At 37.8% G+C, this 12,582-nt stretch carries 11 protein-coding genes; 6 read left to right on the top strand and 5 right to left on the bottom strand.

Annotated elements, in window-relative coordinates; all coding sequences use genetic code 11:
- The first annotated feature begins 136 nt into the window (after positions 1 to 136).
- The 6 genes from AACU98_RS16960 (at position 137) to allS (ending at position 6,363) form a co-directional block, all read left to right on the top strand.
- The gene (locus AACU98_RS16960) at positions 137 to 772 is read left to right on the top strand and encodes a response regulator transcription factor (protein ID WP_004244289.1); all 636 of its coding nucleotides are present in this window, start codon (positions 137 to 139) and stop codon (positions 770 to 772) included.
- A 950-nt stretch (positions 773 to 1,722) separates the two neighbouring features.
- Positions 1,723 to 2,391, top strand: coding sequence for a CDP-alcohol phosphatidyltransferase family protein (locus AACU98_RS16965; RefSeq protein ID WP_004244291.1), 669 nt, complete (start codon positions 1,723 to 1,725; stop codon positions 2,389 to 2,391).
- The gene (locus AACU98_RS16970) at positions 2,388 to 3,068 is read left to right on the top strand and encodes a lysophospholipid acyltransferase family protein (RefSeq protein WP_049203223.1); all 681 of its coding nucleotides are present in this window, start codon (positions 2,388 to 2,390) and stop codon (positions 3,066 to 3,068) included. The genes AACU98_RS16965 and AACU98_RS16970 overlap by 4 nt, the downstream gene beginning before the upstream one ends.
- A complete protein-coding gene (locus tag AACU98_RS16975) occupies positions 3,061 to 3,996 on the top strand; it encodes a phosphatidate cytidylyltransferase (protein WP_004244293.1) in 936 nt (311 codons plus the stop codon). The genes AACU98_RS16970 and AACU98_RS16975 overlap by 8 nt, the downstream gene beginning before the upstream one ends.
- A gap of 272 nt (positions 3,997 to 4,268) precedes the next feature.
- Positions 4,269 to 5,090, top strand: coding sequence for a CPBP family intramembrane glutamic endopeptidase (locus tag AACU98_RS16980; protein WP_012368280.1), 822 nt, complete (start codon positions 4,269 to 4,271; stop codon positions 5,088 to 5,090).
- 358 nt (positions 5,091 to 5,448) lie between these two features.
- A complete protein-coding gene (gene allS, locus AACU98_RS16985) occupies positions 5,449 to 6,363 on the top strand; it encodes an HTH-type transcriptional activator AllS (protein ID WP_004244295.1) in 915 nt (304 codons plus the stop codon).
- A 49-nt stretch (positions 6,364 to 6,412) separates the two neighbouring features.
- Here the strand turns inward: allS and AACU98_RS16990 are convergent, their stop codons facing one another.
- Genes AACU98_RS16990 through AACU98_RS17010 form a run of 5 tightly spaced genes read right to left on the bottom strand, consistent with a single transcriptional unit; the run spans position 6,413 to position 12,441 of the window.
- Positions 6,413 to 7,657, bottom strand: coding sequence for an MFS transporter (locus AACU98_RS16990; protein ID WP_004250283.1), 1,245 nt, complete (start codon positions 7,655 to 7,657; stop codon positions 6,413 to 6,415).
- A gap of 24 nt (positions 7,658 to 7,681) precedes the next feature.
- Positions 7,682 to 8,587, bottom strand: coding sequence for a carbamate kinase (locus AACU98_RS16995; RefSeq protein WP_036905094.1), 906 nt, complete (start codon positions 8,585 to 8,587; stop codon positions 7,682 to 7,684).
- Positions 8,588 to 8,634: 47 nt separating this feature from the next.
- Positions 8,635 to 9,459 carry a DUF2877 domain-containing protein gene (locus AACU98_RS17000; protein WP_004248662.1) on the bottom strand — a complete coding sequence of 275 codons (825 nt, stop codon included), beginning with the start codon at positions 9,457 to 9,459 and terminating at the stop codon, positions 8,635 to 8,637.
- Positions 9,460 to 9,495: 36 nt separating this feature from the next.
- Positions 9,496 to 10,761: a YlbE family protein gene (locus AACU98_RS17005; protein ID WP_036905091.1), complete on the bottom strand. Its 1,266-nt coding sequence runs from the start codon at positions 10,759 to 10,761 to the stop codon at positions 9,496 to 9,498.
- A 12-nt stretch (positions 10,762 to 10,773) separates the two neighbouring features.
- Entirely contained in the window at positions 10,774 to 12,441 is a 1,668-nt protein-coding gene (locus AACU98_RS17010) for an acyl-CoA synthetase FdrA (protein ID WP_004248663.1), read from the bottom strand.
- Positions 12,442 to 12,582 lie beyond the last annotated feature (141 nt).

Below are 12,582 nucleotides of genomic sequence, written 5' to 3' on the forward strand. Positions count from 1 at the left end.
AATACTTTTTTATTTAATATATCCTTATTATGGCTCCGTTACGTGAATACTACTCTACATAGAAAATTTATAAATTAGTCAAATTTCGTTACTCATTTACTCTTGATTAAGAGAGGAATAAAATTGGGAGCAACATATGGAATCGATAATCCATCTGATCACTTTCGAAGATGACAGCACAAAAGTTCAACTTAAAGCAGTGCTTTCTTCTTTAGCGGCAAATGTGAAAACCTATTCAAATGAACAGGCATTTTTAAAGTACTATTTTTCATCAACTAAAGGGGCTCATAAAGAGTGCATCATAATTAACACTAAAAGTAGTGCATCGCCATCAATTGCGTTGGTAAAAGAGTTAAACAAATTAAAGAATATCATTCCTGTTATAATTATTTCGGGAGATGCATCGATAGAAAGTTGCCGTAACGCATTTAAAGCGGGGGCTTTCGAATATTTAACTCGCCCTTTAAACGTCAATGAGCTTCTTAATATTGTGTCAGAATCTTTTTTACACTATGAAAGTGAGGTTGAGCAATTCAGAACCTATATTTCTTTAAAAGATAAGTTTAGTAAACTATCAAATAGAGAAAAAGAGGTAATGGAGATGATCCTTGACGGTAACACCAGTAAAGAAGCAGCCGAAAAGCTCTCTTTATCACCAAGAACAGTGGAAGTTCATCGTTCGAATATGTATACAAAACTAAAAATAAGATCACTACCACAACTAGTACAAGAATATGATTTCTTTAAAAAATATGACTTAAGAGCCAATTAAATTTAGCCCGTATATCTTCTTTATCATTAGATGATATCCAGCGCTTGTATAACAGCTTAATCGACTTTCGTTTCATTATTATTTATTAATGAGAGTAAACTGTATTGTAAAAATATTCTATTTTTGATGAATAAGTATTGAATATGGAAATAATAAATATACTAAGCTCCATTCTGCAACAGAAGGGAAGGCTATCCTATTTTGACGCCTCCCTTTCATAAGTCATACAAATACTCCAACCTCTAACCTGAACAATTAGTATATTTTATTTTTATAATCGCTATTATTAATAACGCCCTCCCTATTCATTGTTAATAATGGCGAAACGATAAAATAAATACTATTTAATTTGACATAAATCATTTTTCACCTCTTACAGACATAACTACTATTGACAATCAATTTCTGATTTACTGTCTTATTTTTTAACTAAAAATATTGCTGATTAAAAAAGAACAAAAAAGGAATCGCTGTCTCTTTTTTATGTCTAGATAAAGTACAGTAATTGTCTAGTGACTTTAAATTAATCTATATTTACCTTATAGAAAAAATAATTAAAATAACAAAAAAATCATAAACAACCTCATAAAATAGCTGATGGATGTCATAACTCTGGTTCTTTTTAGTCTATTATTTAGAAATTAATTCTCTTTATTGTTGAGCTATTTTAATATATAACAAATTTTTTCTACTCACCCACATCATAATAGGAATATCATTTTAGGAAAAAATGATTACGTAAAAACAACTAAACAAAAATAAGTATTAACACCTAAAGAATAAGTATTTTTTGTCGATTGAATATTTATCCTAGCTTAATCAATGAGCCTACTTTTTTATTCACTTATAAAATTTATTAGATAATCTTATAATTTGATCTTCATTTTCTTTTTACTTAAACGTATTATGCTAATACCTTGTGTACTCACTAATATTTTTTTGTAAAAAAAATGAATAATGAAGAAAAAAATCGTCGTCCTATAAAAGCAAGACAAACCAACTGGGCAACTCGCTGTAGTCGCTGGCTGCAAAGCAAAGGCGCTACCCCCAATGGGATCTCTTTATTTAGTATCCTATTCGCTGCTATCTCCGGTTTGTTTCTCTACTTTGCTCTCGCTCACTCCCAAGGCCTACTTCAATCAATCCTTCTTATTTTAGGTGCATTAGCTATCCAGGGTAGACTTATCTGTAACCTACTCGATGGCATGGTCGCAGTTGAAGGCGGATTAAAAAGTCCTGCTGGTGCCGTTTATAACGAACTACCAGACCGAATAGCTGATACATTGATTATTATTGGTGTAGGTTATGGTTTATCCATCACTTTTCCTATCGCTATTACCTTAGGCTGGGTAGCCGCTTTCTTTGCGGTAATGACAGCTTATATCCGTGTATTAGGTGGTAGTTGTGGGTTAGAACAGCGTTTTACGGGACCAATGGCCAAGCAACATAGAATGGCATTATTAACCGGTATTGCCATTATCTCTGCATTTATTCCCGCTGAATGGGGAGCATGGCTCTGTTTAGTCTCCCTGTGGATCATTATCTTCGGCTCTGTACTTACTACCATTTTGAGAACTCGCCAAATTTTACGCGATTTAACACAAGGAGTTGATGAATGAAAAATGGCAAACTCTCTTTCGATGCAAAAATCATATCATCAGTCTTAGTCTCTATCTGCCGTTTTTTAACCGGGATCAGAGCCAAACAAATATCTCCGATTGAGAAAGATAAACCTTGTATTTATTACGCAAATCACTCAAGTCATCTAGATGGTTTAGTTATTTGGTCTTCACTTGCCCCCCATATTCGCCCATTTGTGCACCCTGTTGCTGCAGAAGATTATTGGAATAAAAACCGTTTACGTCGTTATCTTTCTCGTCGTATCTTTCGTGCAGTTTTGATCCCACGTCACGCGAATAAAACAAATGTTACTGAAGGAAATGGTGAAACAACAACTACACCTCAGAAAGTAAATGCTCTTACACTGATGCAGGCTGTTTTAGATAAAGGTGAATCGCTAATTATTTTTCCTGAAGGAACAAGAGGTAACGGTGAGTCTATTCAGGATTTTAAAGCTGGTCTTTGGCATTTGTCCCGTAACAATCCACAAGCTCAATTAGTCCCTATCTATCTTGAAAACTTAAACCGCGTACTTCCTAAAGGCTCTCGGCTTGTTGTTCCTATCATTTGTAGTGCCACATTTGGCCCTCCTATTGAGCCGACACATGAAAATGAAGATAAGACTGAATTTCTATTAAGAGCCAAAAGTGCGTTAGAGGAGTTACATCATGGATAGTATCAACAATGAAATTCTCTGGATCTTTATCGGGCTATTCTCCTTTTTAATTATTGCCAGTATTATTGGTGCGATCCTTGCGGCACTCAAAGGTCCTACCTCAACCATTACCAATCTTAATTCTCGAATTAAAGCTTGGTGGATCATGTGTATCATTTCTGCCGTCGCTATTAGTATTGGAACAATAGGCTCAGTTATCCTCTTCGCCTTAATTTCATGGCTTGCATTACGTGAATTGGTTACATTAACCCCGACTCATCGAGGTGATCACGAAGCACTTTTTTGGTGTTTCTTTGTCGTGCTGCCTATCCAATATATTCTCGTCGGTGTGCAATGGTATAATTTGCTAGCCATCTTTATTCCGGTTTATGCCTTCTTATTAATTCCAACACGTATGGCGCTTTCCGGAGATACTCATCACTTTCTCGAACGCATGGCAAAAGTGCAATGGAGTGTCATGATAGCTATCTATTGCCTTAGCTACGCTCCAGCATTATTAATGTTACCGATAGAAGGCTTTGAAGGACGTAATATTAACTTATTACTGTTTTTGATGATCGTGGTACAAACTTCTGATGTTTTACAATATGTGTTTGGTAAACTATTTGGCAAACATCCTATCGTACCGAAATTAAGTCCTAATAAAACCATCGAAGGTTTCTTTGGCGGCATTATTTCAGCCAGCCTTATAGGGATGATGTTATGGTGGGCAACACCTTTCACATGGTGGGCTGCTTTTTTACTCTCTTTAGTCATCACACTCGCAGGCTTTGCTGGCGGTTTATGTATGTCAGCCATAAAAAGAGACAGTGGCGTAAAAGATTTCGGTACTATGATTGAAGGCCACGGCGGTATGATGGATAGAATGGATTCCCTGTGCTTTGCCGCCCCTATTTTCTTCCACGTTATTCGCTATTTCTACGTGTAATTCCCTTTTGAATAAATGCTGGTAATCTGCAAAATTATTACCAGCATTTCTATAAATAAATCATCGAGTTATTATCGTCAATGTAATTAATCGCTTGTTTTAACTCAATTAAAAATACCTATACTTAAGCTTTATTTTTATAAATCAACATATTAAATAAGAATAATCCCATACTCGAAATCCGACCACTTCTTTTTTTAACTTATTGTCATAGATCACATTATTACTATCTTTTAATCTAGCGTTTCCTTTTTATTTTTTTGTAGATAATTATGATCACTTGGTTACTTCTTGCTTTATCTTTATTGTTATTAGGGTTCCATCGCAAACTTGCACTTACTACTTTAGCTATAACCACCATTAGCGCATTTATAACAGGTGTTATCACTTGGTATGTACTTCCGGTTATATTGAGCTTGATTTTACTCTCTTGTGCATATCGCCATTACAAAACAAATCGTCTTATTGCTACTATTGTTATTCTTGCATTTATCGCCATTATTGTTGGGTTAACTTTTCATTTTATTCCTGGTTTTAATAACTTACGCTACATTAAACATGTTCCATTAGGGCAATATAGCCCCCCTTTCTCTTTTTATTTCAATGCCGATAAAGCATTAATCCCTTTTATTTTAATGATTTTTATTCCTACATTATTTAAAACGGAACCAGTAAAAAAAGCCAATAAATATCAATGGGTTTTACTGGCTATGGCGATCCCCGCACTGTTATTATTCGCAATGGCATTGGGTGGACTCGCTATTGAATTACATTTGCCACAATGGCTACCCGCCTTTATGTTAGCAAATATTTTCTTTGTCTCTCTTGCTGAAGAAGCACTATTTAGAGGAGCCATACAGCAAAGTCTATCTCGCTATTTATCTCCCTATCTCGCGCTATTTATTACCGCTATTTTATTTGGTTTAGTCCATTTTGCCGGAGGAATATTACTCATTATCTTCGCCTCATTGGCAGGTATTATTTATGGCTTAGCGTGGATGTGGAGCGGTAGGCTTTGGGTTGCTACACTCTTTCATTTTGCACTGAATCTCACTCACCTGCTCTTTTTCACTTACCCTTTTAAAATCGCGTAAGTGCTATATTATTCTGCTGTATTTTAAGTTTTAGTCTTTCCGTCTCTTTACTCGTTTAATACTAATACGAGTAAAGAGGATGGGTGAAACGTGAAAGCAGTCACACTATTAACTTATCGATCATCTTAATTTTCCCATCATTAGCTGAAATTTTTTGTTAGTATGCCCTTTATCGCTTATCTATAAATAACAAAAATTTTATACAACATATAATAACAAATAAGCCAAAATAACAGCGATTGACAGCATAAAAAATACCCACTATTGCACTGTGATAGGTATCCATCACACAAAAATAGATTATTTTTACCATACACATTATGTGACTTTTACCTCTTTCACCATCAGGAAAAAGAATATGTTAGATCAAGAGATGATCCGTACTTTTATTCAAGTAGCAGATTGCCAAAGCTTTACTAAAGCGGCGGAGATGTTACACAAAACATCTGCGGCCATCAGCTATCGGATCAAAACCCTAGAAGAGAATATTGGTACACAGTTGTTTAATCGTACGACAAGAACCGTCACATTAACGCCGGCAGGAGAATATTTATTAGAAAAATGTCGCCAGTGGATTGTTTGGCTTGAATCAATGCCTATCGAGCTACAGCAGATGAATGCGGGAGTTGAGCACCAAGTTAATATTGTTATTAATAACTTACTCTATGATCGTACCGCCGTGGCCAGTATGTTAGCCTGCCTGCACCAGCGTTTTCCTTCTACCCAATTTCATATTACTCGACAAGTTTATATGGGAGTATGGGACGCGTTAATTAATGAAGATTACCATTTTGCCATTGGTGTCACAGGTAATGAATCACTGAAAAATAATATTAATATTTGTGCTATGGGGGAAATTCAATGGCAATTTGTCGTGGCACCAAATCATCCATTAGCCAATGTTAGTGGGGTATTAAGTGATGATCAAATGCGGATATACTCTGCCGTCAATGTTGAAGATACTTCACGCCATCTTTCCAAACGCACCGCTTGGCGTCTATCTGGACAACATGAAATTAAAGTGCCTGATTTACATACTAAACTAGCATGTCATTTAAAAGGTGTCGGGATCGGTTTTTTACCATTAAGTCTATGTAAGCCACTGATTGATAGTGGACAACTTATTGCAAAGGAAGTGAAAAATCGTCGCCATAATTCTCCCCTATCACTAGCTTGGTGCGAAGATAAAAAAGGTGCCGTTGTCAGCTATCTGGTTGATTTGTTCCGACAAGGGCATCCCAGTGTGCAATCTTTTTACGATCCCCTTAACTAAAAAAGGCAAACCGAAGTTTGCCCTTGTTGATAACATTAAACTTAATGCGTTAGTTGGTCGCTGTGGCGTCAGGATTTTCTTTAATAAATAAGCTTGCCACAATACCTATGCAAATCAGGATAGCAGCAAAATAGAAGCCGGAATCCATACTTCCTGTTTTATCTGATAAAAAACCCGTTAATGTAGGGGCAAATACTGAACCTAGCATACCAATACAGTTATACACACCAAAAGATGTCCCTAATGCATGGCGTGGTGAATTATCTGCCACTACCGCCACTAATACTGGATTAGTACTAATTTTCCCTACGATCCCGTATAAGATCAGTGCACCAATCAGTACCGGCATAGAATCTGACATAGGTACAGCAAGAATAGCCACCAAAGACAACGGTAACATAATTAATAGCACAGGCTTACGACGGCCTAATTTATCAGAGAACCAGCTAAATAAGAGTGAGCCAGGAATAGCAAACCAAGGCATGAGTGATGCTATGGTAGAGATCTGTGTTCCTGTAATACCACGCTCGGTTTCAAGATAATAGGGTAACCAAGTGACTAAAACAAAGAACCCATAGATTGAACAGAAGATAGTAATATAAGCAAGGTTAATATTACGGTTACCAAATAAATCTTTAAACGTCAGTTTTGTTTTCTGTTTTGGTGCATCAGGAGCCGTATCCGTAGCTTTCGTTTTAGGTTTATCTTTTATTATCCATAACATCATCAAACCAATGATAATAATAGGCACCCCAATAATATAGAATGGTGCACGCCAGCTCATCCCCATCTCACCGACAGAAATACTAGAGATGTAGTAACCGATGGATAAACCAAACGCCATACCACTATTGATAATGGCACTACCTAGCGTAATACGATGTTTTGGAATAGCTTCTGAAGATAAACCATATTGTGGACCATAATAGAATCCTTGGAATACCCCGACCATCACCCATGCAAACATAAAGGTGACATAAGTTGGCATCATCCCTGCGATAATGGTAAATCCACCAAAGAGCACAACCCCCGTGACTAAGACTTTTTTCTTACCTAAATAGTCACCAATTATGCCTGATGGAATGTTCAGTGCTGTATAACCAATAAAGAAAATACTCATAATTGAGCCAAGTTGCGCTTTGGTAAGATCAAACTCAGCACCAATATTCACCATTAAAGGACCGACAATGGCACGGCTACCATACAGTGCAATCCAACCAAAAAAGAAAATAATCGTCAGCTTGACCCAATAAGGGACTTTGCCTTTACTCTCATTCACTTGTGCATCGTTCATAATGACGCTCCTGACAGAATGTTATTAAGACTTATAAATTAAAGTGCCAGACTGACCTTCAATAACCTGTTGAATGTTTTGTAATGCGCCAATATGAGCTTGTTGTCCTGTGGCATTTACAAAATCACTGACAGCCATGATTTTTGGTCCCATTGCGCCATCAGCGACTGCCATTGGTGCAAGTTCTTCTGGTGTTGCTTCACGAATAGCAGCTTGTTCTGGTGTTCCCCAATTTTTATAAATGGCATCAGCCTCTGTTAAAATAACAAAGTGCTCTGCATTTAACTCACGAGAAATTAAAGCTGCTGTTAAATCTTTATCTATAACGGCTTCACTACCAATAAATTCATTATTTATATTATTAACTGGAATACCTCCTCCACCGCCACAAATAACAATATGACCTTTATCTAATAAAAGCTTTACTGCCTCTATATCAATTATTTTTTGAGGTGCTGGTGAAGGTACGACACGGCGATAATATTGCCCATCTTTTTTAAATGTCCATTGATATTTATTTATTAATTCTTCTTTTTCTGCTTCCTCATAAATAGGACCAATAAATTTACTCGGTTCTCTAAAAGCCTCATCATTAATATCAACAGAAACACGAGTCATTACTGTAGTAATTGCTTGCGTAGGATTATTTTGATTGATTTTCTGCATCATCATATAACCAATCATCCCCTGGCTTTCAGCGACCAAGATATCCAACGGATAGGCTGGAACCGCTTGATAAGCAAGATTTTGTAATGCTAACAACCCAACCTGAGGCCCATTACCATGTACTAAAACAACACGGTACTCTTGCGCTAATTTATTAATTGTCTCTGACATTAATTCAATATTTTTATATTGATTTTCAGCAGATAAAATTTCGCCACGCTGTAATAATGCATTTCCGCCTAAAGCAATAACAATTGTTTTCATAATTATCCGTTTCCGAACGTTTATAATTTCTTTTTAATAAAAAAAGATTAATCTATACGCTGTTGTTGTTTAATTTGATAACCAATCCATAATCCCAGTAAAGTATCTGCACCGGAATGATGACCGATAGAGAGTATTTCCAACATATCTTTAAAAATAATCTCTTTATTTTTTATTTTTTTACCTAGTTGAATAAGATAGGTAGAAAATATTCCCCGTGTGGCGTATTCCAAATAATGTTGACTCACTATCGTAGTTAATGACGATAATGGTGGTGTTTCATTAAAAAAATGTTCAATCGATTTTTCTGGCTGTGCTAAATAATGCGCAAATAACATTCCCACCAGCATATCATCTGAACTCGGTGTTAACCCTGGACCTTTACCAATAAACATCGCCCAATTAACCGCTTTTCCAGACAATTGATGATAAAATAACTTTGTTAATAACTTAATTTCATCAAGTCGAGCGATTTGACGATAGTTTTTTAATGGCCCATAGAGTCCTGTCGCTATCACCGGAGATAATAGAGAAAAAAAACTCTCTAACCATCGTAAATCTAATGTCGCTTTATCTTGTAAACGCAAATTTTCACTATCACCGGCAATCAATGTCATATTATCTGCGATTGCGATTTGATTGTTTTTCATCCGCATTTTCAAAGCGGGATGACACTGCTTAGCCAAAGAATCAAAATCGGCTTGTTTCAGTAGCCACCCCATCGGGCTTAATCCTCTTCCTTGCCGATGAAAAGTGATTAAGCGTTGCTGAGGGCAAATAAAATTCAAAGCATGTTCATAAATGCCGACACATTTAAACTCACCTTCAAAAGCAAAGATATGCTGACTGGTTTGAAGTGCTTGAATTTGCATATTGCCCCCTGACGACCGTGTTATTACAAAACGTGATTAAGCTTCAATGCCTAATTCTTCTGCCAGTGCCACTATCGCTTTTTCAAAACAGCCTAAAGGTGCACGTACCGTTCCTGCGCCAATTTGCCCAACCCCCGGCTCTTTATGAGCAATACCCGTATTAATTAGCGGTGTAATACCCGTTTCAACAACTCGACGAGCATCTAAACCTAAACACGCACCTTGGAAATCCCAAGTCGGTATTTGTAGCATCATATTACGAGCAAGGTAGATTTCAGCCATCTCTTCTGTCACTTCACGTGCTGCATCCATACCACCCGATGCCCCGACAAAGCGGGTTACTCCCGGAGCTGCAACCATTGCCGCACCACCAATACCGAAAGTTTCAGTAATAGCACTATCACCAATATCAGGGTTGGCATCTGCTTGGCTAAAACCAGAGAAGAATAATCCTTGTGGCGTATTAACAGGTGCTGTAAACCATTGATCACCCATACCACTTATTTTGATGCCAAAATTACTACCATTACGCGTCATTACCGTCACAATCGTACCTTGCTTAATTTGTGCTCCTGCGTCCATCGCCGCTTTACAATAAGCCATGGCTAAATTAAGGAAGAATTGGTCAGTAATACTGAGGAATTTGGTCACTTTGGTTATCTCAGCCACATCTAAATCCAATGTGCTAAGAATTGGCGCCAGCTCTCGTAACAATAGTGCAGAAGCTGCAATATTACGTTGGTGGAATTCATCCCCCATCGTAATGGCTTGACCCATAATTGCCGTAAGGTCTATCCCATTCTCAATGGTGGCTAAAGCTGCTTTTAATACCGGAGCTAAGCTATTACGCATCCAATGCAAACGTTCTTGTACATCAGGACCATAAGCACCAAAACGCATCACTTTACCAATACCTTCGTTCATATTGCAGTAAGCATAGTTACCGTGAACATGGTTTTTAATCACTAGCATTGGCATATGAGCAGAAGTAATACCGCCCATCGGCCCTACTGCATTGACATTATGGCAAGGAATAAACTCAATCTCTCCCGCCTCTAACATAGCCAAGGCTTGCGCTTCATTTTCAGCCCAACCTTCAAATAAGCTAGCACCAATACAGGCGCCACGGACAGGGCCACTCATTTCTTGCCAAGTTACAGGAGGTCCTGCATGCAGTAATTTTTTTCCTGTTGCTAAAGTTGGTACTACTTCTTTTGCTAAACTCACATCACACCAGTGAGGACGGGCTTCACGGATACGTTCGATAACTGCTTCATTCGCTTGTTCGATAGTTGAGTACATATCTGCAATTCCTTATTTCAATTTCTTTAATATTTCAGCCAGTTTTTTATTACCACCTGCGACAGGTGCCCATTGATAATGAACAACAGGCGTACCACTGGATTGCAGATCGTCAGCAAAACTGCGTAATCCGGCGTTGATCACGGAGATCCCATTTAAAAGTGGTGAAATTTCAGCAGCGGCTTCTACTGGATGTGGCTGGATTAATTCTTTGGCTAACAGTACGACTTCTGGCAAGGTATCCATCACAATAATACCTGCATCTTGTAGCTGTTTTTGTTGCTCACTACGGTTTTGAGGATCTTCCTGCGTACCGGTAATAGTGGCGATAGTAATCAGTGGATTAGCTTCACCACGTTTTTCATTTAATTTTTTAATTTCTTGAATTAATGCACCTGCTGGATCTGACGTTGCACCATAACCAATCACAAAGTCGACCAGTAATACGCCAATATCATGCTTATTACTTAATTCACTAATAAATTTATTGCGAGTAGAAGGATCTATCATTGGATGGGGTTTGCCTTGGGTATAAAAATCATCGCCCATATCAATAATTTTATGCCCTTGTGCATCGAGCATCGTACCTTGCTTATGTTCGTTATCTACCGCCACATTGAGTTGCTCAGATAACAACATCGCGCATTCTGCCGCTAATGTTCCACCCGCATATAATCCAATAATCTTTTTACCTGTCACTTTAGGTAACTGAGCAGCACTATCTTCAACACGTGCTAACGTAGCCGCAATACGCGCCGTTTCGTCTAAGGTGCGAGTAAAATAGATATTATCGTCTTGATATTTCTCTGGTGTTGTTCCTAAGAATTGCGCCACTATCGGTTTATTATGACGCTTCATTTCTGCAATGATTTTTTCACGTACTGCAGGCGCGGGAGGTTTAGAAACAAAAGCAATCACACGGGTTTGAGGATCTGCCGCCAGCATATTAATAGCCGTGATAGCACTAATGCCACCAATTTGCTCGCTGAGATCTCGTCCCCCCAGACCTATTGCATGAGAAACCCCTTGGCGTTGTAATACAATTTGTGAGGTGATCTCTTGAATTCCTGTCCCTGATGCACCAACAATACCAATAGAGCCTTTCGGTGCAATGTTAGCAAAGGCTAAAGGTGCGCCAGCAATATTTGCCGTACCACAGTCAGGCCCCATGACTATCAATCCGTTAGCGGCGGCTTTTTCTTTTAATGCTTTTTCATCAGCAATAGAGACGTTATCGGAAAATAGCATCACATTACAGCCATCTTCTAATCCCATATCAGCTAATTCTGCCGCATACTCACCGGCAATAGAAATAAGCAACATATTAGCGTTAGGACTTTTTTGTTTAGCCGTACGCCAGCTACGTACAGTGGTTAATTTATTACCACTTTTTTGACCGTTAGCAATATCAGCTAAGGCTTCTTCTAACGCACTGGAGATAGTCTCGATAATAGCGGGATCGTCTGATTCAGCTTTAATCGAAACACAGATATCATTCGGTGTCGCTTCGTTAAAAATGTCATGCCAAAAACCGGTGACATCAAGGAGAGATTTATTCGCTGGTGTTCCCATCATGACGGAAATTTCTTCCACCTCAGGGGCTTCACTTAATTTTCGGGAAATTATCATCAGGCTGACGGAATCCTGAAAGCTCCCTTTTTTAATAAAAGCATGGATCATTATAATATCCTTAACGCATTTAATATATGTAACTGCACATATCTAGTTGCATTTCGTTTTTTTGATAATAAGAAGCCTATTTACTTAATAGCTTAAGTAATATAAATAAAATTCGAGATAGACATGTTTGAAACTCTGTAT

The organism is Proteus sp. G4380 (genome assembly GCF_963885725.1).
Classification (GTDB): domain Bacteria; phylum Pseudomonadota; class Gammaproteobacteria; order Enterobacterales; family Enterobacteriaceae; genus Proteus; species Proteus mirabilis.

Coding starts and splice junctions, on each gene's coding strand:
- AACU98_RS17000 (WP_004248662.1), bottom strand. CDS start 9,459: ATGCAAATTCAAGCACTTCAAACCAGTCAGCATATCTTTGCTTTTGAA.
- AACU98_RS16960 (WP_004244289.1), top strand. CDS start 137: ATGGAATCGATAATCCATCTGATCACTTTCGAAGATGACAGCACAAAA.
- allS (WP_004244295.1), top strand. CDS start 5,449: ATGTTAGATCAAGAGATGATCCGTACTTTTATTCAAGTAGCAGATTGC.
- AACU98_RS16995 (WP_036905094.1), bottom strand. CDS start 8,587: ATGAAAACAATTGTTATTGCTTTAGGCGGAAATGCATTATTACAGCGT.
- AACU98_RS16970 (WP_049203223.1), top strand. CDS start 2,388: ATGAAAAATGGCAAACTCTCTTTCGATGCAAAAATCATATCATCAGTC.
- AACU98_RS17010 (WP_004248663.1), bottom strand. CDS start 12,441: ATGATCCATGCTTTTATTAAAAAAGGGAGCTTTCAGGATTCCGTCAGC.
- AACU98_RS16965 (WP_004244291.1), top strand. CDS start 1,723: ATGAATAATGAAGAAAAAAATCGTCGTCCTATAAAAGCAAGACAAACC.
- AACU98_RS16975 (WP_004244293.1), top strand. CDS start 3,061: ATGGATAGTATCAACAATGAAATTCTCTGGATCTTTATCGGGCTATTC.
- AACU98_RS16990 (WP_004250283.1), bottom strand. CDS start 7,657: ATGAACGATGCACAAGTGAATGAGAGTAAAGGCAAAGTCCCTTATTGG.
- AACU98_RS16980 (WP_012368280.1), top strand. CDS start 4,269: ATGATCACTTGGTTACTTCTTGCTTTATCTTTATTGTTATTAGGGTTC.
- AACU98_RS17005 (WP_036905091.1), bottom strand. CDS start 10,761: ATGTACTCAACTATCGAACAAGCGAATGAAGCAGTTATCGAACGTATC.